The sequence below is a fragment of the Wenyingzhuangia sp. IMCC45467 genome (assembly GCF_054111205.1).
The window spans coordinates 1138840-1161961 of record NZ_CM134196.1; the positions used below are offsets into that span (position 1 = coordinate 1138840).

Below are 23122 nucleotides of genomic sequence, written 5' to 3' on the forward strand. Positions count from 1 at the left end.
TTAGAGTTAGTATCTTTTATTTTGTTTGTACAAACCTTGACTGAAATTAATTTGTGCCAAAGGAATAGGGCAGAACTCTTCTTTGTTTTTGTCAAAACCTGCATCTAGGTAATACCCTCTTTTGGTTTTCTCTTCAGCATAGTATGCGTTTAATGTTTCTGAAGCAACTCCCCATCTAACCAAATCAAAAAATCGGTAACCTTCCATGGCAAATTCTAACCTACGTTCCCAACGTAAAGCTTTACGAGCAAAATCTTGACTCCACACACAGTTTACCCCATCTTCATACTGACTAATTAAATTGTTTGAAGTATAGCTACCTGTTAAAGTTGTACTTGCAGCAGCTCTTGCTCTAATTTGATTGATGATTGGTAAAGCTTCATTATGTTGTCCCATTTCTATCAACGCTTCAGCTCTAATTAATAATACATCAGCATAACGAATTAGGATTCTGTTTTTTGAATTCCCGTAAAAAGGATCGATGTTTACAAAACAACCACAGTCTGGTTGTACATTTTCTTTTAAAGAAGCAAAATATCCATAGGTTCCAGGAGATCTATTCCAGTTTTCTTCATAGATATAATCCTCTGCATATTTAAAAGGCAATCCAGGAATGGCTACAGTGTGATATAATCTTGGATCTACATCAAAACTATTTAATTGATTATAATCTAAATCAGTATCATTAAAAGTGTCAAACATTGGCAATCCATCTGCAGTAGTTTTAAAGGCATTAACTAAATTTTGACTAGGTTTATGAAAATCACAACAACCCAAACCTTGTGGTACCGATAATACATCTCCAAAATTTAATCTTCCATGCAAAGTTCCATCATTATCTGAATACTGTACGGCAAACACAGATTCAGAACCGTTTTCATAACTACCTGGTAAAAAGTTAAATCCAAAATCAGCTTCTAAAGAATAAGTTCCTAATACTTCATCTGTAGCATCAATTACTTTTTGCAATGTTTGTTGATTGATATTGGTTACATTGTAATCTTCATCTTGTTCATAAGCTTGATACAATCTTGTTTTAGCCAAATAAGCATAGGCAGCATATTGGTTTACACGACCTACTTGTGATTGGGTAGGTGGAGTGTTGTTTGCTGCAAATTCAAAATCATTGGCAATGTTTTCCCAAAGTTGATCGTCAGTTAATGCTCTGTTTGACACCAAACCATATTCTTCTGGGGCTGTATCTTCAGTTACATAAGGAATGTTTTTAAACATAATTTTAAGCATAAAGTAAAAATGACCTCTTAGAAAATGCATTTCACCCAATCTTGATTTTTTTTGAGGAAATTCTTGTTCTGTAATCTCATTTAATGCTGCAATAGCTTTGTTTGCTCTAGAAATCCCTACATAGTAATTATACCATAGTTTGTCTAATTCGGCAAAGTCGGTACGAATATTATTTGAGATTTCAAAAAAGTGAAAGGCTTGAATATCATTGGTTCCACTACCTCCTTTATAAGCATCATCTGCTCTAACATTTCCATAAGGCCATAAACTAAATGGAGTGTCATAATGGTCGTTTCCTAAAGCAGCATAAGCTGAAGTAATAAAACCATCCACATTATCAGCATTAATAACATCATCTTCGGACAATACGCCCTTTGGTTTGTTTTCTAAAAAGTCCTCGCAAGACACAGTTGTGAACAATAATAAACAGCTAAATATATATACAATCGTTTTCATGATTATTGAGTTTTTAATTAAAGTGAAATGTTTAATCCTAAAGTAATTGTTAACGGTAAAGGATAACCAAAACCAGGGTTTTCAGGATCAATACCTGTAAAACTAGAAGAACTAATGGTTAGTAAATTTTGAGCATTTACATATACTCTAAAGTTTTGGATTTTATAAGTTTCTGTTATTTTTTTAGGAATTGTATACCCTAGTTGTAATACACGCAGTTTTAAATAACTACCGTTTTCTATATAATAAGTTGAAAACCTTGATTCAGCATTACTATCAACAGTAGTTAATGCAGGAATAGTTGAGCTTGGATTTTGTGGAGACCAAGCGTTTAATAATCGGGTTCCTTTGTTTGATCCTACATCATCAACACTCCAAAAATCGGTTTGATACTTTGTTTGGTTAACTACATCTACATCACCTACACCTTGCCAAAAAGTTGTCAAGTCAAAATTCTTATAACCTAAAGAAACATTAAATCCATAGTTAAAACCAGGGTTTGGATTTCCTATCCACGTTCTGTCCTCACTGTCAATAGTTCCATCATTATTTAAATCTTTATATCTAATACGTCCTAAACCTTTTCCAGGTTGAATAGCAGAATTCTCCACTTCTTGTTGTGATGTAAAAAGTCCATCGGCTACATGTCCGTACATAGAATTAATAGGTCTTCCTAGAATATTATCCTCTAGACCATTTCCACCGTAATTGTTCTTTACTTCTTCAGGAAGTTTTGTGATTTGATTTCTATTAGCAGATAGGTTTGCCGACATTTCATATTTTAATCCCCAGTCAGTATTGTTTTTATAATTCAAAGCAAATTCAATTCCTTCATTTTCCATAGAAGCTCCATTAACCCATCTATTACCACCTTCACCAATGACTCCTAAATATGGAGGTAGTACTAAGATATCTTCAGTTACTTTTTTATAAACATCAACACTACCTGTTAATCTTTGATTAAAGAAACCAAAGTCAAGACCAATATTTGTTTGGGTGGTAGTTTCCCATTTTAAATCATCGTTTCCTGTTTGAGTGGCAATAAAACCAGAAGGTAACAACCCTGAACCTGCTCCTGATAAGTCATAAGCAGTTCCGTAAGAGGTGTTCCAAGTAGGATCCCCACCAGCATAATTGGCTAAGTATAAAGAATAAATAGCTTCGTTACTAATTTCTTGATTACCAGTTTGTCCCCAACCTGTACGTAGTTTTAAATCTGAAAAGAAGGCTAAATTATTTTTAGCAAATTCTTCTTTGTTAATTCTCCATCCTGCAGAAAAGGCTGGGAAGGTACCAAAGCGATTGTTTTTTCCAAATCTAGAAGAACCGTCTCTTCTAATGGTTGCAGAAAATAAGTAACGGCTGTCATAATCATAAGTCGCTTTTCCAAAATAGGATAACAAACTATATGAACTAGCTGAACCATAGGTATAAGCTTCTCCTGTACCTGCATCCGGATACATATAATCGGGATCTTCTGTTATAAAATCTTCTTTTCTTAAAGTAGTGTTTCTCGCATCTTCTTTAAACATCTCTGTACCTGCTAATAAATTAATATTATGATTGTTAAGTTTTAAATCATATTGTACAGTATTAGTCCATGTCCATTTTAGATTGTTTGACTGCTCAATAGAAACAGAGTTTTGATCGTTCTTTAGATATCCAGAAACATAACTACGTTGTAAAGATCTTTTGTAAAAATCACTAAGATCCAACCCAAAACTAGTTTTAAAAGTAAGGTTGTCTATTGGCTTTAACTCAGCATAAGTATTACCAAACAAACGCATATAGCTATAACCATTATCTTTATTGTATTCTAATAGTCTAACAGGGTTTTGTCTATCATTCATTCCTCCAACAGGACCTCCCCATCCTTTTCCATCTACAGTTCGAACTGGAATAATAGGTAAAGCTCTTAAAGCAGGATCTAAAACTCCTGGGTCTGATACTTCGTTGGTTCTGTTGATAGTAAAGTTTTCTCCAATTTTTAATTTTCCATCAAAAAAATTATATGAAGAATTGATACGAGAAGACAAGCGTTTAAAATTAGTAGTTTTTACAATTCCCACATTGTCATAATATCCCAAAGAAAACATGTAAGCTCCTTTTTCAGAACCATTAGACATAGATAGGTTTACCGAATTGGCTTTTCCTAATTGAGAAATTTCATCATACCAATTGGTGTTTGAAGACTTAATGGTTTGCTCTGTGTTTAAATATTCTGGAACTAACACATTATTCAGTGTAGGTTTTCCATTATAAACTCCCCAGTTAAACTGATAACTTAAGTTGTTTGTATTAGGATCTATACCATCGTTTATATTTGCTTGCCATAATACTTGTCCATATTCTTTAGCGTTTAAAACGTCTAATTTATTAGCATAGTTAGATAGGGTTGAATAGTAATCTAGATTAAGTCTCATTTTTCCTTCTTTCCCCTGTTTGGTTGTAATAATAATAACACCATTAGAAGCTCTAGAACCGTAAATACTTGCCGAAGATGCATCTTTTAATACTTGTATAGATTGAATATCATTCGGGTTTAATTCATGCATACCTCCTTTGGTTGGTACTCCATCAATTACATACAAAGGATCGGTGTTGTTTAAAGTACCAATACCTCTAATATTTATTTTAGTATTTCCTCCACTAGGAGAACCATCTGTAGAAATATTTACTCCTGCTAAACGACCTTGTAAAGCTTTTATAGGGTTGGGTTCTGTTTGTTTGTTGAGTTCATCCATATCTACCACAGAAACAGCTCCAGTAATGTCTGCTTTTTTCTGTGAGGTATATCCGGTAACGATTACTTCATCTAATTGTTCGTTACTAGGGTTTAGTTTGATGTTTAGAGTAGCATTGTTATTTATAACTACAGTTTTAGTCGTATATCCTAAATAACTAAGCTCTAAACTTTCACCTATTGAGATATTATTGATGATAAAATTTCCGTCAAAATCGGTAATGATTCCAATTGATTTTCCCTTGATGACAATAGATACACCAGGTAATGGCATGTTATCTTCTGAAGATACAACAGTACCTTTCACTTCTATTTCTTGAGCCATTAAAACTGTGAACTGAAGAAAGAATAAAAGAATTAATTTATACTTCATAATTTAGTTTTTATAGTTAGTTTATGTTTAATTGGTTAGCCTTTAATATCGATATTTCTGCATCTTTCCCCGAAGATTCAATAGAAAGGTTCATATATGGTTGGTTTGTGAAAAATATTTCAGTTAATACCTCTTCTCCATTATTAAAGAAGACCTCTATAGATGTTTTATCTAATATGATTTTAAATTCTGCAGAGTTATGTCTTTTGTCTAAGTTTGCTTTTGATATTTTGTTTGCAAATTCATTAGAAAAGTTAACAATTCCTGATTTTTTACGATCTATAAATAAGAAATTTTCTTTGTTGTTAATTCCAAACTCCAAGGTATCTCCAATAGTATTATTTAACGAAAAAGTATAGATATCAGTTTTCATGTTTTTTAAACTAACATCAATTACCGATTTGGACAAGTCTAGATCTTCACTTTTTAATAGTGATGTATTCTTTTTAAAGACTATATCTTTTTTAATAATGGTTTCTTTAAAATAATTACCCAATTGTGATACTGGTGTTGAGATTAGTTTATACCCTGATTCAACCTGTAATAATGTTAGCTCCCTTGGTAGTGTCATACTACTTCTCCATGTTTTTGTAGGTACTTCCTGTGCATATTGCCAGTTAGACATCCATCCAATATAAGTAGGATTAGCACTAGGGCTGTTGTTCCAAGTAACACCTGCATAGTTGTCTTTTCCAGAATCTAACCATAAAGCTTCTTTTTTAGTCAATTGATTTTTAAATTGAGTATCTAGTGTAAATGTTTTCCCATCAAAATCTCCAATAAAATATTGAGTTGCAGAACCTCCATTAGGTCCACCAGGATTTAAACTTTGTAACAATACCCATTTAGTATTTGTTGAGTTATTTACTTTGATAGGGAAAAAATCAGGACATTCCCAAACACCTCCATGCGCACCAATATTTTGACCAAAATCAGATAAATATGTCCAATCTATTAAATTTTTAGAACTATAAAATTGTGTTCTATCATTGGCCGCTAATGTCATAATCCATTGTTGATGAATATCATCCCAAGTAACTTTAGGATCTCTAAAGTTTTTAATACCTGGGTTTTTAAGAACTGGATTGTTTGAGTATTTTGTCCAAGTCATTCCATTGTCTAATGAATAAGCTATTCCTTGACTTTCAATATCAATTTTCCCAGCTTTTTCTTTAATAGGATCATGATAGGTATAAATAGCAACAACTGGTGTTTGAGTTCCATCTCCAAAACCAGAAGTATTGTGATGGTCTACCACTGCACTTCCTGAAAATATATATCCTAATTTATCTGGATACAAAGCAATAGGTTGTTGTTTCCAAGCTATTAAATCTGTACTAGTGGCATGCCCCCAGTGCATTGGACCCCATTTACTTTCGTTTGGGTAATACTGAAAATATAAATGATAAGTTCCGTCTAAATAAAACATTCCATTAGGATCATTCATCCAATTTTCTTCAGGTGTGAAATGAAAATTAGGTCTATATAATTGCTCTTCCGTAAGAACAACCTTTTTTTCTAATGTTGAAGAACTCTTTTTCTCGTTTTTATGAATACTGTTACAGCCTATTATGGCTATAAGGAGTAGTCCTGTTAGTGTAAGTTTTTTCATTGATATTTATTTTCTAGTTTTTGACTTAATTTTTCTAGTGTAATTCCTTTGGTTTCAGGCATCATAAATTTCACAAAGATCAATTGAAACACCATGGCTATGGTAAAGATGAGGAATACTGTTCCTGCTCCAATAGAGGAGAATAAAAAAGGAATAAGTGAAGGAATAATAGCAGCAAGTACCCAATGAGTTGAGCTTCCAAATGCTTGTCCTGAAGCTCTTAAATGATTTGGAAATATTTCTGAAATAAACACCCAAATAACAGCTCCTTGACCAATGGCATGAGAAGCTATAAATAGGAATAAAAAAATGGGAACCGCCATTCCAGTCCATCCTAAATAAAATGCAGCAGAGACTAATCCTAATGAAATAATATAGCCTATAGACCCAAAATACATAAGTGTTTTTCTTCCTAACTTGTCTATTAAGAACACCCCTAATAAAGTAAAAATCATATTGGTAATACCTACACCAATACTACTTAACAATGCAGTTCTTTCTCCTAAGCCAGCCTCTTCAAAAATTCTAGGAGCATAGTATAAAAAAGCATTAATTCCAGATAATTGATTGAAAAAAGCCATCAAAAAGGCCAGAATTAACGGAAACCTATATTTTTTCATGAAAATATTTTCATGCTTTAAATTATCGTTACTATTGTTAATTCCTTGAATTATTTTTTCTACATCCTGATTAGGATCGATGGTGTTTAAAATCGTTTTAGCTTCATTTATTCTTCCTTTAGAAATTAACCAACGAGGACTTTGTGGAATGTTCAGTACAAAAAGAGTGTATATTACAGCAGGAATAGCTTCAACTCCTACCATCCATCTCCAATCGTTTTCACTAATATCATTTAATAAATAGTTAGATAAAAAGGCAACTAAGATTCCAAATACAATATTAAATTGATAAAGAGATACTAATCTTCCTCTATCTTTGGCTGGAGCAATTTCTGAAATATAAGTAGGAGCAGCAATGGTAGAAACTCCTACACCAAGTCCACCAATAAATCTAAAAACCGCAAAAGTAATTGGATCATTTGCCATTCCAGACCCAATGGCCGAAACTGCATAAAATATACCTATAATTAATAAGGTATGTTTTCTTCCTATTTTATTGGTTGGAATTCCTCCTAAAAGAGCACCGATAACTGTACCCCATAATGCCATAGCCATGACAACTGATCCATGAAATGCATCTGAAGTATTCCAGAGCAACTGTAGTTTTTTATCAGCACCAGAAATAACAACGGTATCAAATCCAAAAAGGAAACCTGCTAAAGCTGCTGTAATTGACCACATTAAAATTTTTCTCATTTTCGTAAATATTTTAGTTGTCAACTAAATTATTAATGAAATAGAGAGTTTTATTTTAATGATGTTTCAAAGTATTGAGTTTTTTTGAATGAATATTAGTAAATGTGCTAATCCTTTAGAAACAAAGAGGTTTAGACTCTATAAATTAATGTTTAAAATAATATAAATGTATAATAATGTAACATTAGATTAAGAATATGTTACATTATTAATGCTGTTCTTAATATTAAAGTTATTCAATATCCTTATTAGAAATAGATTTTCTATATGAATTTGGAGATATTCCATATTTATTTTTGAAAACTGTTGAAAAGTAATTAGGAGATGAGAATCCGTTTTTATAAGCAATTTCAGAAATGGTTAAAGTAGATTTATCCAACATTTCTTTTGCAATATCTAATTTAAGGTTGTTGATGTAATCACTTACGTTAATACCAAAAATAGCTTTTACTTTTCTGTATAATTGCACACGAGAAATGTGTAGTGATTCTGCTAAGTTTTCAACTGAGAAATCAGAATTATCTATGTTTTGGTTAATAAAACCATTTAATTTACTCACAAATTCTTGTTCTATATTCCCAAAAGATTTGTTTGAAGTAAGCTTGTTAATGTTGTTTGTATAATAATATCTTAATTTTTCTCTATTGTAAAGCAGTGATTTTATAGATTGTGTTAAAATAGAATAGTTAAATGGCTTGGTAAGATATAAATCTGCTCCAGATTTTAACCCTTGCATATAAGATTCTTGATTTCCCAAAGCAGTTAAAATAATTGTAGGTATATGAGAGGTTCTTAAATCATTCTTCAATATTTCACAAATTTCAAAACCATTTTTAAGGGGTAAGTTTACATCACATATAATAATATCTGGAATGTGTTCAAATGCCTGTTCGGTTGCATCAGTTCCATCTGATAAAATAATTTGAAACTCACTTTGGAGTTTGTTTTTTAAGAAAAAGGAAAGGTCTTTATTGTCTTCAATAATAAGAATAGAGTGTTTGTCTCCAGTTGTGTTAATTTCTTCAGTATAATTGTCTTCATCATCTGGTATTATTTCAGAAGTCATGTCTAAAAGATTTGCATCTATAACTTCAGGTTCTGTAATTATTTGATCTTCGTTAAAATGAGTGTTTCCTTTAAATAAAGTGATCGTAAACTCTGTTCCTTGAAAAGAACTTACTTCTATTTTTCCCAAATGTAATTCTATAAATTGTTTACTTAAATGTAATCCAATTCCAGAGCTGTTTTTACGGTTATTTGATCCTTTAAAAAAGGCTTCAAAAACATTACTCATTTCATCTTCTGGAATTCCAATACCATTGTCTTTAAAAGTGATGGTTACATTATTCCCTTTTTTATTGTCATGAATTATAATATCTATTTTACCATTATCAGGAGTGAATTTAAATGCATTTGAGAGTAAATTAAAGTAGACTTTATCCATTAAATTTCTGTCAAAAAACAACTCTAAATCTTGGTTGTTTGTTGTTAATTCAAACTTAATATTTCGCTTTTTTGCTTCACTTTCAAAATCTCTATAAAGTCCGTTAGAAAAATCATAAACGTTGGTTTTAGAAGCTCTCATGTTAAACATTTTGTCTTCAATTTTTCTAAAATCTAATAGGTTGTTTATGAGTCTTAAAAGTCTGTTTGAATTTTTATTAATTAATTCAATTTCATAACTAGGTTTACTCCCTTTGTTTTTTGAATTTTCTCTTAAAGACTCTATAGAACTCAATATTAACGTAATAGGAGTTTTAAATTCATGAGACAATCCTGTGAAAAAATTAAATTTAGCATCGTTGCTATCTTTAACCTCATTGGCTATTTTTTCAATTTGATTTCTTTGAATAGTTATTTTTTCGTTGTTTAAAGTTAATTGCCTATTCCTTTTTCTTACTGTAAAAATTAAATAAATACTATAGATGGTTAAACTTAAAATAACGATTAAAACAAACACAGATAGTTTTAATAGGTTGTTTTGAGAATAGTACAATTGTTTCTGTTTTTTAATGGCACTTACTTGATTTTCAATAATAGCTTGCTGTTCATCAATTTTATCAAATTGATTTCGCATAATATCAACATTAAAACGATCAATAATAGTAGTACCAAGTACTTGTCTTTTAGCTACAGTTTCTTTATGGTGTATTTTAATAGCTGTTTCAATAGCCTCTACTGCTCCGGTAGGATATAAAATAGTTGCACTAAACTTTCCATCAAGTATCATTTGAATTCCACCAACAGAACTATTTAGTCCATCTACACCAATAAATTTAAGTTGATTTTCTACTCCAGATTTTCTTGCAATTTCCCATGCTTTTCCTGCTAAGTCATCATTAAAAGCAAATAAATAATCAATTTTATTGTCTTTTAATGAGTCAAGTGTATGTTTAAAATCATCAACAGGAAGTCCTTTAAAACTTTTAATAATATGAACATTAGAAAGTTTGTCTAAAACTTCATGGAATCCTTTGCTTCTTTCACGTGTAGGAGAAGAATTATCGTCTCCTTTTATTTCTAATACATTGATTTCTTTATTTGTTGATGAAGCAATATATTGTGCAGCTTGTCTCCCAACCTCAATGTTGTCAGCACCTATATAAGTAGTGTATTTATTAGAGTTAATTTTTCTATCTAGTAAAATAATAGGAATTCCAGAACTATAAGCTTTTTCAATAACAGGAACCAAGGCATCTGGATCAATTGGAGAAACTATAATAACATCAACCTTTTTATCAATAAATGTTTGAATATTTTTAATTTGGTTTTCTACAACATCGTCAGCTTTTAAAATAGTTAGCTCAACTTCTGAATGTAAAGAAGCTTGAATTTCCATAGAATAATTCATAGCAGCCCTCCATGGATGTCCACCTAATCCTTGTGAAAAGCCAATTTTAATATTTGAATCTTCATTATTTATTGTTTGATTACATGCCCAAAAAAGGATTGAACTTGTTACAATAATTATTTTAAATATTTTAGAAGTCATTGAATTTATATTATATGATTTCAGAATAAATCTACCAAATTTGAAAGAATTACAATGTATATTAAATACTTGTAGCGTGCAATTATACTTATAAAATATAAGTATATATAACTTCACTTATTCTTTTTATAAATAGATTTTTTTCAATAAAAAAATCTATTTATAAAACACCACATCAAATCTCACAAAGTTTTAAAGTTTATAAACAAGACTGTTTAAAAAATGATAAATGTTAGTATATATGATTAAAAAGAGGTATTTTTATTATTAAAAAAATCGCACAAATTAAATACACAAAACACTATTTTACAAACAATTAACTTTTTATTCTTAAATTCAAGAAGTAAAAATTAAAAATGAGCAGATAAATTGAAACACTTAATTTGATATTATGAAGATCAAATACTATATTTTATTAATTATTAGCATTATGTTATTTTTTAGCAATAACACCTATGCACAAACCTATACAGACCCTGTAAACATTACCGATAATCAAAAATACTACATTTCTAGAATTTTGATGGGTGATATTGACAACAGCAGTACTAATTCTGCCAATAAATATACTTACTATAACAATAGTACCACATCTGTAAACAAAAACACAAATTACACTTTAACCATCTCATATAGAGCACAAAAATGGAATACTTACTATATTAAAATATGGATTGACTATAATAATGATGGAGATTTTATTGATGCCAACGAAGAAATTTTTGCACTAACAGGTACCTCAAACTCAAACTCAAGTGTTTCGGAATCATTTAACTTTACCATACCAAGTGGAGCTGCAACTGAAACCACAAGAATGCGAGCTGCTATAAAGCACAATTCAGGAGCTCCAACCCCTCAAGATTTAGGTTATCAAAATGGAGAAGTAGAAGATTATAATATTAATATTTTACCAGTACCAACACCTCCAACAGCTATATGCCTAGGAACTACCTTAAATGTAAATTTAGATGTTTCGGGTACTGCTACTATTACTCCAAGTCAAATAAACAATGGTTCGTATGATGATTATGATGCTCCAGAAAACCTAACATACTCTCTAAGCAAAAGTTCTTTTAACTGTAATAATATAGGAAACAATACTGTAACCCTAACTGTAACAGACAGCAATGGTTTAACTGACACTTGTACAGCTACCGTAAATGTAAGTGCATATTCTGGAGCATTTACAGCTCCTACACTACCGACTATTAATACTTATTGTTCGTATACCGCTACAGCCCCTGTAATGGATTATCAATGTGGACAAAAAATTACCGCTACAACTACTGACAACACAACTTTAACAAGTTCTGGAACTATTACATGGAGTTTTTTTAATGGAAGTACTACAGAAACTAGCGTACAAACAATTAACATCACTACTCCTACCACCCCTACAACAGTTACAATATCTAGTATCACAGAAACTACGGCCAAGATAAGTTGGAATGCCGTAAATAGTGGTCCTTTTAAAATAAGATATAGACCCGTAGGGAATACTACTTGGTCACAAACCACAAGTACTAATAAATTCATCAATTTATCTGGGTTAGACAATGGAACTCAATATGAAGTTCAAGTAGCTATAAATGCATCTTGCGCTAGCTACTCGGCATCTACTAACTTTACTACTATTGAAGTAGAATATTGTAACAATTCAGTAGCCATTAATCAAAACAACCAATATTACATTAGCCAAACCACTATTGGAGATATTAACCAGTCTAGTAGTAAAAATCAAGGTCCATATAATTACTATAATGGAGTATCAACTACCGTTACTGCTGGTCAAAATATTTCGGGAACAGTCGTTTATCAAAAAAACCAAAACAACACGGCTGGTTTTATTATTTGGATAGACTATAATCAAAATGGGGAATTTGAAACTCCTGGAGAAGTGGTTTACAGCAATTTAACATCTGGAACCCCTCCTATTGTAACTGTTACAGAAACTTTTTCTGAAACAATACCAACTACTGCTTCTTCAGGTAAAACAAGAATGCGTGTGGTAATGCTACACAATCAAATCCCAACAGACGCTTGTACTTATAACCAAAATGGGGACATAGAAGATTACGACATCTATATAAAACCTGTACCAACACCTCCTACGGCTGTCTGTATTGAATCCATCAATCTAAACCTAGATGTTGCAGGAAATTTAACCATTACGCCAGATCAAATAGACAATGGTTCATATGATGATTTTGATGTAAGCGGAGATTTAACTTTATCACTAGACAAAACAACTTTTACCTGTAACGATCTTGGTGACAACACAGTAATTTTAACCGTAACTGATACCGATGGATTAACAGACACCTGTACAGCAACAGTAAACATTGCTCCTTTTGCAGGTGCCTTTACAGCTCCCGCATTAGATGATGTTGATGCATTTTGTACTTATACAGCTACGGCTCCTGTTATGGATTATTTATGTGGAACACAAATAACAGCAACCACAAGTGACAATACAACATTGACTTCTTCAGGAACCATTACTTGGACTTTTGACAATGGGAGTACTACAGCACAAAGTGTTCAAACAATTAATATCTCTTCTCCAAGTACACCTACAAATGTAAATATTACCAATATTACAGAAACCACAGCAACTGTAAATTGGGAAGCTACGGATGACACTGATTTTATTATAGAGTATAAAGAAACTAGCGAATCTATATGGATACAAACAACATCCACAACAACATCTGTTGAACTTACTGCCTTAAACAATGGTTCAGAATATGAGGTTAGGGTTAGCCTTGATGTAGATCCTGCTTGTAGTAGCACAACCACATCTGCCGTAACCTTTGAAACTATTGCCATAGAATACTGTGATGACAACAATGTAAACATCAACCTGAACACCAATTATTTTATTAGTAACACTAATGTTAATTCTGGTGATATCAACCAAACCACTAGTAACAACAGTGGTCCTTATCAATATTTTGATGGCACCTCAACTACCGTAACAGCAGGAGGTACTTTATCAGCAACCATTACTTATCAAAAAGAAAATAATGCTGATACTGGTTTTACTGTATGGATAGATTTTAATCATGACGGTGATTTTGAAGATAGTGGAGAAGAAATTTACAGCAATTTAACCACCTCTTCGGGAACACAGGTTATAGAAACATTATCTAATATTAATATTCCTATTACTGCAACTACAGGTAAAACTAGAATTCGTTTTGCCATGCTACAAGACCAAACTCCTATTAGCCCATGTAACTACTCTAACAAGGCAGGAGATATAGAGGATTATGACATATATATTGATCCCAAAGACACTTCTTCTTTTGAAGCTGCTATGATTACACAAGTTTATCATACAGAATTAGGAGAACGCTGGATAGAAATCACCAATAAAAGCACTAGTACCATTGCTACAAACACACTTATTGTAGCACTTTTTCAAAACACGTCTGGAGATCAAACAGGAATCATTCCAACGGCAACCTATACCGTAAATACCTCTCTAGCTTCAGGGGCAACAACATTAATCAAATCTAACACCTCATCTATTAATGTTTCCCCTATCACTCCTTTAGACAATAACAATGTTACTGCTTTTGATAACGGTGATGATATTATTGCTATTGTTTCTGAAGTTGGTACTGCAGCTTGGGAAAACAGATTTGATGTTGTTTCAAACGTAACCAACAACACCTCTTATGTTCGTAATGATGAAATACTAACATACAACAATACTTATACTGCTAGTGAATGGACAGCGTTTGTAAACGATAACTTAAACCCTTATAGAGATGAAGAAAATGGAGGTCCAGAAAGACACCCAAATGCTCCATTATTATCGGAGGTAACTTTTGCAGAAAATACTACAAATGCAAAATTAGGTGTTCATAACTTTGGAGCTACAACCATGACTTCTAATGTTTGGGACAATGGAACTCCAGACAGATCAAGATATGCTATAATTAATCAAGATTACGAAGAAACAACCAACCCTATAAAAGCAAGAAAACTAAACATTACAAACAATAACAAACTTACTATTACAGATCAGCTATTAATTGTAACAAATAACATAAATGTAAATACTACTGCTGAAATTAGGCTAGCAGGAACATCACAATTAATACAAACACACACAGGAACCAAACAACTTACCGGAACAGGAAAATACTATATTGATAGAAACGTAAACAACCCTAGTATTTATCGATTCAGTTATTTTTCATCTCCAATGAATTCTATTGGAGAAACTACTTTTACCCTTGCTGATGTTTTAAAAGATGGAACCATTCCTACTTCAAGCACATCTAGCGCTGTAGATATTAATTTTGTTAGTGGTTATGATGGTGCTGCTACCACTCCAATTTCTATTGCCGAACATTGGATTTATACCTACAAAAGTGTTACTGGTAGCACAGGAGACTATGTTCAAAAAAAATCATTGGAATACATTCAGCAAACTGACGGTTTTACCATGAAAGGAACAGGAGTAGCTCAAAACTATACTTATGTTGGAATCCCTAAGGATGGAGATTTAACAACCTCCATAGCTGGGTATGAATCTTATCTGGTTGGAAACCCATATCCATCAGCCATTAGCGCAAAAAAGTTTATTGAAGACAATGAAGATGCAATTACAGGAACTTTATATTTTTGGCAACACGTAGGAGAACAAAGTACTAGTGGAACTGCTGGTCATAATTATGGTGGGTATATTGGTGGATATGCAACGCGTAATAAAACCATGGGAGTTGCAGCAGATAATGTTGCCTCTAACTCAAACATATACACAGGTACTACCCCAGAAGAAAACAGTCTTTATACCGCACCAAAAGCCTATATAGCAGTTGGTCAAGCATTTTTTATTCAGGGAGATATAGATGGGGGTACAGTAACTTTTAACAACAGCCAAAGAGAGTATATTCAAGAAGGTTCTGAGTCAGTATTTTTTAAAGTTTCTACCGATAAAAACTACATGAACAAAACCTCCAAAATACTACCAATTGTAACTTTAGAAAAAGACAATACCATACCTATTATTAAATTAGGAATGAACTTTAAAAATGAGGAGAACAATAATTTACACAAACAAATAGGAGTTTCTTTTAATCCTAATAATTCTTTTGCTTATGACGAAGGTTATGATTCAGAATCTTTTAACACTGGAGCTACAGATATTTATTGGAAATTCCCTAGTGATGAGGAAAAATATGCTATTGCTGGTGTTCAAGAAATTAGTGATGATTTAGAGATACCTTTAGAAATTAAAATGGGGTATGATGGAGAAATCACTTTAAACATAGATGAATGGAAATCTGTAAATAGAGATGTATACTTAAAAGACAAAGTAAACAACACTGCTACTAAAATTAATGGAGAAATAGCAACATTAAACCTATCCCAAAACACGTATAGTGATAGATTTTACCTAGCATTTAACAATAGCGGTACTTTAGATGGCAATAACTTAATTTCTGACTCTTTTAGTATTACTTATAATAAAAAATTGCACTTAATTAAAATTGCGAACACCAACAATATTAGTATTAATACAATAGATTTATACAGTATTATTGGTCAACAAATAAATACTTGGACTGAATTTGAAAACAATTCTGAAATTACTTTAACCCCAGGTAACATTGCTCCAAACATATATATTATTAAAGTTTATACCAACAAAGGAGTTATTAAGAAAAAATTGTTTATTCAAAAACTATAATGATTTAAACTATTTTTTAATTAAAACCCAAAAAACGTCCCTTTATGATTGGTCATAAAGGGACGTTTTTTATAATTCTTTAAAATATTATATTTCTTTATTCACAACATCTATAACCAATCAAAGTATGTCTCTTGCATATCATTATAATACCTAGATTATGATTGAGAATAAAAATTAAGAACTATACTTGTTTTTCTAAATAGTGAAAATCTATGTGATATTGATTTTTTAAATCTTTAATTTTAGAATTAATTTGTTTTGTATCTACTTTTTTATTCGTTTTTGAACCTACTAACATTACATTTTTTCTGGTGTGTTCATTAGAAATAAACTCAAAAACTTTAGTACTGTATTGATGTTTTTCTAGTATTAAGGCACGAATTGTATCTGTAATCATTTCAAACTGACGTTCCTTAAAAATTCCATATTTTAAAATAGGACTCTCCTGCTCTGTTCCTTTTAATTGTTGACGAACTTGCTTATGACAACAAGGTGCACAAACCACCAAACTAGCATTCGCCACAATTCCTTTAGCAATAGCATCATCGGTAGCCGTATCACAAGCGTGTAAAGCAATTAAAATATCAATTTTTTTATTGTCGTAATCTTGAATCAGTTTGTTTTCAAAGCACAAATCTTCAAAACCACATTTATCAGCCACATCATTACAATATTTAACCAACTCATCTCTTAACTCAATTCCTGTTACCGAAACTTCTTTATGCCTATCATTCTTTAAATAATCATACAAAGCAAAAGTTAAATACCCTTTTCCTGAACCCATATCAACAATCTGAATTTTCTTAGGCAACTTCACTCCATTGATTAAACTTTCTATAATTTCTAAATACTTATTAATCTGACGATATTTATCAGCCATTTTAGGAATAACACTTCCCTCTTTATCTGTAACTCCTAAATGAAACAAATAATCTTTATTTGCTGCACGTTTTTCTTTTGGTCTATCGTGAGTTTCGGGTAATTTATTGGTAAAACTTGGGGCTACTTTTTTTAAAGTAATGGCTTTCTTTTTAGAAACAAACACCTGAATATCATCTGGCAAAGTAAAAACCACTCCAGAACGAAATGTATTTGTTAATAAATTCTCAATTTGCTCTAACGCCTCATTCATAGAAAAATTCTTTACCACATCGTTAGTTTTATTACGATAGGTAAACTGAAACTTTTGTTCCTCTTGAATATTTACCAAACGGATATACACATTTCTTAAACCATCATTTTTACGAATAGGTTTACTCAATGTAATCTTCACAAATGTATCTGCAACAATACTACTTTGAATTTCTTCAAAAAGGGTTTTAAATTCTTCCATACTGCAAAATTAGGCTTTATATGTGGATGAAAAAAAATTAGCAAAAAGATATTTTACCGCCTATAAACAATTAATAAATTAGCATTGTTCTTTTTTGTATTTTTGCAAAAACTTTTTTAACTAAATCATTGAGAACAAAAAGATTAGAATACATAGACATTATTAGATCTATAGCTATTATAATGATGCTCGAGGGTCACTTTATGACGTTGAGCCTACAACCTATTTTTAGAAATGTAGAAAACCCAATTTATGATCTATGGAAATTCTCTCGTGGAATTACCGCTCCTTTATTTTTATCGATTTCTGGATTAATTTTTACATACTTATTGTTAAAAAACAAAACTCAAGGATGGCACAACCCTAGAGTTCAAAAAGGATTTAAAAGAATTGGAACACTTATTTTGTTTGGTTATTTACTACAATTTAACCTAAATACATTCTTTTTTGGAAGCAGACCTTTGTTCACAAGTCTTACTCAAATTTTTCATGTATTACAATGCATTGGAACATCGTTATTACTATTAATAGGGGTTTATTTATTAAGAACTTATGTAATTAAAATCCCACTTGGAATTATACTTCTTTCTCTTGGACTGTTTGTTATGATTGTAAGCACTGCTCTCTATGAAGCAGATTACAACAATATTCCTAGGTTTATAGAAAACATGTTAATAGTTAGTAAAAACAACCATTTAAAAACCTCTGTTTTCCCTCTATTTCCTTGGTGTGGTTATGTTTTTTTAGGTGGATCTTTAGGAGCTTTAATTGTTAAAATTAAAGATTTTGCTCATCATTATTTATTTCCTGTAATTCTTATTTTTGCAGGACTTACATTTAAATACGTTTCCTATTTTATATTAGGAATACTACAGCATTTCCCTTTTTTTAACACATTAAAACCTTTTCAATATCAATATGAACCTGTACGCTTTTGTCAAGTATTAACATTTATTGGTGTCATTATTTTAAGCCATAAAATCATTCTATTTATTAAGGAGAATATAGAGTTTAAAACTTCTAAAACACTTAATTACTACTTTTTATTAATTAGCTTTAGTGTAGGCTGTTATCTTTTTACTCAAGAATTAATCACTGTAACTCAAAACCTTTCTGCCTACTTATTATTTTTTACTCCTATTGTAATTACAATATGGAAACTAGCTGGGTGGAATTATAAAACGTTCTTAAAAATAGGACAAAATACTTTATCTGTTTACGTTTTACACGTTATCATTCTATATCAAGGTTTTTTTGGCTTTAAATTTGGAATTTATTTTAAAGACAACCTAAATCCTTTTTTCTCCATTTCTGGAGCAATTGTATTTGTGTTCTTTTTTTTAGCATATACCCAATACGAACCTTTAATAATATACAAACTCAAACGTCTTAAAGTAAGATACAAAGTTGTAAAAAGAAAATTACAATACAGAACAAGCACTATTTAAGTGCTTTTTTTGTTAAAAAAACTTTAAAAAATACCTCCGCTAAAGTCCCTGATTTTATCTAAATTTGCGCTTTAAGTAAAATTTGAACAAACTTCATTCATAATGATATTATTCTTTCAAAAAAATACGACTGTTTTTGCAGTACAAACTTCAGTTCAGTCTCCTGAAAACATTCAGAAATTAGAATGGTTATTTGGAAACGCTACACAAGTAGCAACTGAAACATTAGATGGTTTTTTTATTGGACCTCGTAAAGAAATGATTACTCCTTGGAGTACCAATGCAGTAGAAATTACTCAAAACATGAGCATTTCTGGAATTGAAAGAATTGAAGAGTTTACCAAAGTAGATTCTAAAGATGTTGAAATTGATCCGATGTTACAAAAAATGTATGAAGGATTAAATCAAGAATCTTACACCATTAACGTAAAACCTCAACCTATTATAGAAATTGAAGACATCAAAGCTTTTGATGCTCAAGAAGGTTTGTCTTTAAGTGATGAAGAAATTGCTTATTTGGAAGACATGTCTAAGCGTATTGGACGTAAATTAACCGATTCTGAAGTGTTTGGATTTTCTCAAATCAACTCAGAACACTGTAGACATAAAATATTTAACGGAACATTTGTGATTGATGGTGAAGAAAAAGAAACTTCATTATTTAAATTAATCCGTAAAACTTCTAACGAAAATCCTAACGGAATTGTATCTGCTTACAAAGACAATGTTGCTTTTGTAAAAGGACCTAAAGCGATTCAGTTTGCTCCTAAAACAGCAGACAAACCAGACTTTTACGAAACTAAAGAATATCAATCTGTTATTTCTTTAAAGGCAGAAACACACAATTTCCCTACAACTGTAGAGCCATTTAACGGAGCTGCAACAGGTGCAGGAGGTGAAATTAGAGACCGTTTGGCTGGTGGTAAAGGTTCTTTACCGTTAGCAGGAACAGCTGTTTATATGACTTCTTACTCAAGGTTAGAAGAAAACAGACCTTGGGAAAACTTAGAAGAAAGAAAATGGTTATACCAAACACCTATGGATATCTTAATCAAAGCTTCAAACGGAGCTTCAGATTTTGGAAACAAATTTGGTCAGCCTTTAATTTCTGGTTCTTTATTAACGTTTGAACACGAAGAAATCAACAAAAACTTATCTGATGCAGATTTAAGAACTCTAGGTTTTGATAAAGTAATTATGCAAGCTGGTGGAGTTGGGTATGGTAAAGCTGAACAAGCTTTAAAAGACGAACCTAAGGGAGGAGATAAAATTGTTATTCTTGGTGGAGATAACTACCGTATTGGTATGGGAGGTGCTGCCGTATCTTCGGCTGATACTGGTGCTATGGATTCTGGAATTGAATTAAACGCAGTACAACGTTCTAACCCAGAAATGCAAAAACGTGCTGCCAATGCCATTCGTGGTATGGTAGAAAGTGATATCAACCCTATTGTTTCTATTCACGATCATGGTGCAGGAGGACACATGAACTGTTTGTCTGAATTGGTTGAAGAAACTGGGGGATTGATTGATACAGATAAATTACCTGTAGGAGATCCTACGTTATCTGCAAAAGAAACTATTGGTAACGAATCTCAAGAAAGAATGGGATTGGTCATCAACCAAAAAGATATAGAATATTTAGAGCGTGTGGCTGCTCGTGAACGTTCTCCAATGTACACTGTTGGTGATGTTACTAACGACAATCGTTTTACTTTTAAATCTGCCACTACAGGAGAAGCTCCTATGGATTTAGATTTAAATGATATGTTTGGATCGTCTCCAAAAACATTTATGCACGACAAAACAACTCCTCGTAAATACGAAGAAGTAGTTTATGACAACAAAGATGTACAACAAAACTTAAAAACAGTTTTACAATTAGAAGCTGTGGCTTGTAAAGATTGGTTAACAAATAAAGTAGACCGTTGTGTAGGTGGTAAAGTTGCCAAACAACAATGTGCAGGTCCTTTACAATTGCCTTTAAATGATGTGGCTGTAATGGCTTTAGATTACAATGGTAAAGAAGGAATTGCCACTTCTATTGGTCACGCTCCTGTTGCTGCTTTAATTGATGAAGCTGCAGGTTCTCGCAATGCGATTGCAGAATGTTTAACCAACCTAGTTTGGGCTCCATTAGAAGAGCAAATCACTTCTGTTTCTCTATCTGCTAACTGGATGTGGCCTTGTAAAAACGAAGGAGAAGATGCTCGTTTGTACAATGCTGTAAAAGCCGTTTCTGATTTTGCTATCAATTTAGGAATCAACATTCCAACAGGAAAAGATTCTTTATCTATGAAGCAAAAATATCCTAACAAAGATGTGATTGCTCCTGGAACTGTTATTATTTCTGGTGTAGGACACTGTAATGATATTAAAAAAGTAGTAGAACCTGTTTTTTCTAAAAAAGAAGGAAACGCTATTTATTATATAGATTTTTCTTCGGATGCATTTAAATTAGGAGGATCATCATTTGCACAAGCATTAAATAAAATTGGAACGGAAGCTCCAGATATTAAAGATGCTGCTAAATTTAAAACTGCATTCAATACCATTCAAAATTTAATAGAAAAAGGATTGATTACTGCAGGTCACGATATTTCTGCTGGTGGATTGATTACTACTATTTTAGAAATGTGTTTTGCTGATGTAAACTTAGGAGCCAACATTAACATTTCTGCTTTAAACGAAGCTGATACTTCTAAAGTATTGTTTGCTGAAAATGCAGGAGTGGTTATTCAAACCCTAAACCCATCAGAAGTTGAAGCTATTTTAGCTGAAGGTGGATTAAAATTTGCGAACATTGGTACTACTGTAGAAACAGAGGTACTAACTTTAGTTAATGGAAACACTACCGAAGTATTTAATATAGCTGAGTTAAGAGATGTATGGTTTAAAACATCGTACTTATTAGACAAACAACAATCTGGAGAAGCTAAGGCTACGGAAAGATTTGACAATTATAAAAACCAAGCTTTAGACTTTACCTTCCCTACTCATTTTACAGGAAAACTTCCTAAAATAGAAAGCGGAAAAAAACCTGTTGCTGCAGTTTTACGTGAAAAAGGATCTAACTCTGAACGTGAAATGGCCAATGCATTATACTTAGCTGGTTTTGATGTAAAAGATGTTCACATGACAGATTTAATCTCTGGTCGTGAAAACTTAGAAGATGTAAACTTTTTAGCTGCCGTTGGTGGATTCTCTAACTCTGACGTGTTAGGTTCTGCTAAAGGATGGGCTGGAGCATTTTTATACAATCCAAAAGCAAAAGCGGCATTAGATAACTTCTACGCTCGTAAAGACACTTTATCTTTAGGAATTTGTAACGGATGCCAATTATTAATAGAATTAGGATTGATTAATCCAGAACATGCAGAAAAGCCTGCTATGGAGCATAACGATTCTCACAAACATGAATCTGGATTTACTTCTGTAGAAATTCAAGAAAACAACTCGGTAATGTTAAGTACCTTAACAGGAAGTAAATTAGGTGTTTGGATTTCTCACGGAGAAGGAAAATTCAACTTACCATACTCAGAGGATCAGTACAACTTAGTGGCTAAATATGGTTATAAAGGATATCCTGCAAACCCTAATGGATCTAGCTATAATACTGCTATGATGAGTTCTGAAGATGGTCGTCACTTGGTTATGATGCCACATATTGAGCGTTCTATTTTCCAATGGAACTGGGCAAACTATCCTACCGACAGAAACGATGAAGTTTCTCCATGGTTAGAAGCTTTTGTAAACGCTAAAGAATGGTTGGCTAAATAACACAAGGTCATCGAGCGGAGTCAAGATGCGAACAGTTCTCGACTCCGCTCGAACACCTTATAAATATAACATATTAAATAATATTAAACTCCCGCTAGAAATTCTAGCGGGAGT

Annotated in this window: 9 protein-coding genes; 3 read left to right on the top strand and 6 right to left on the bottom strand. The window is 31.9% G+C overall.

Going from position 1 to position 23122, the window contains the following annotated elements; all coding sequences use genetic code 11:
* Nucleotides 1-6: 6 nt before the first annotated feature.
* From ACXGQT_RS04785 to ACXGQT_RS04805, 5 genes are all read right to left on the bottom strand, one after another.
* Nucleotides 7-1701 carry a RagB/SusD family nutrient uptake outer membrane protein gene (locus tag ACXGQT_RS04785; RefSeq protein ID WP_457830262.1) on the bottom strand — a complete coding sequence of 565 codons (1695 nt, stop codon included), beginning with the start codon at nucleotides 1699-1701 and terminating at the stop codon, nucleotides 7-9.
* Nucleotides 1702-1718: 17 nt separating this feature from the next.
* Complete coding sequence (locus ACXGQT_RS04790) at nucleotides 1719-4817, bottom strand: SusC/RagA family TonB-linked outer membrane protein (protein WP_457830263.1); 3099 nt, start codon at nucleotides 4815-4817, stop codon at nucleotides 1719-1721.
* Between the two features lie 16 nt (nucleotides 4818-4833).
* On the bottom strand, nucleotides 4834-6429 hold the full coding sequence (locus tag ACXGQT_RS04795) for a glycoside hydrolase family 32 protein (RefSeq protein ID WP_457830264.1): 1596 nt from the start codon (nucleotides 6427-6429) through the stop codon (nucleotides 4834-4836).
* A complete protein-coding gene (locus ACXGQT_RS04800; protein WP_457830265.1) occupies nucleotides 6426-7745 on the bottom strand; it encodes a sugar porter family MFS transporter in 1320 nt (439 codons plus the stop codon). Before ACXGQT_RS04800 ends, ACXGQT_RS04795 begins: the two co-directional genes overlap by 4 nt.
* A gap of 232 nt (nucleotides 7746-7977) precedes the next feature.
* Entirely contained in the window at nucleotides 7978-10737 is a 2760-nt protein-coding gene (locus tag ACXGQT_RS04805; RefSeq protein WP_457830266.1) for a substrate-binding domain-containing protein, read from the bottom strand.
* A 391-nt stretch (nucleotides 10738-11128) separates the two neighbouring features.
* Here ACXGQT_RS04805 and ACXGQT_RS04810 point away from each other — a divergent pair, with 391 nt between their 5' ends.
* A complete protein-coding gene (locus ACXGQT_RS04810) occupies nucleotides 11129-16444 on the top strand; it encodes a GEVED domain-containing protein (RefSeq protein WP_457830267.1) in 5316 nt (1771 codons plus the stop codon).
* Between the two features lie 184 nt (nucleotides 16445-16628).
* On the opposite strand, the gene ACXGQT_RS04815 is transcribed toward ACXGQT_RS04810, so the two are convergent.
* The gene (locus tag ACXGQT_RS04815; protein WP_457830268.1) at nucleotides 16629-17780 is read right to left on the bottom strand and encodes a class I SAM-dependent methyltransferase; all 1152 of its coding nucleotides are present in this window, start codon (nucleotides 17778-17780) and stop codon (nucleotides 16629-16631) included.
* A 128-nt stretch (nucleotides 17781-17908) separates the two neighbouring features.
* Between ACXGQT_RS04815 and ACXGQT_RS04820 the strand changes: the two genes are divergently transcribed.
* Together ACXGQT_RS04820 and purL are read left to right on the top strand one after the other, a co-directional pair.
* On the top strand, nucleotides 17909-19228 hold the full coding sequence (locus ACXGQT_RS04820) for a heparan-alpha-glucosaminide N-acetyltransferase domain-containing protein (protein WP_457830269.1): 1320 nt from the start codon (nucleotides 17909-17911) through the stop codon (nucleotides 19226-19228).
* A gap of 102 nt (nucleotides 19229-19330) precedes the next feature.
* On the top strand, nucleotides 19331-23008 hold the full coding sequence (gene purL / locus ACXGQT_RS04825; RefSeq protein WP_457830270.1) for a phosphoribosylformylglycinamidine synthase: 3678 nt from the start codon (nucleotides 19331-19333) through the stop codon (nucleotides 23006-23008).
* Nucleotides 23009-23122: the final 114 nt, after the last annotated feature.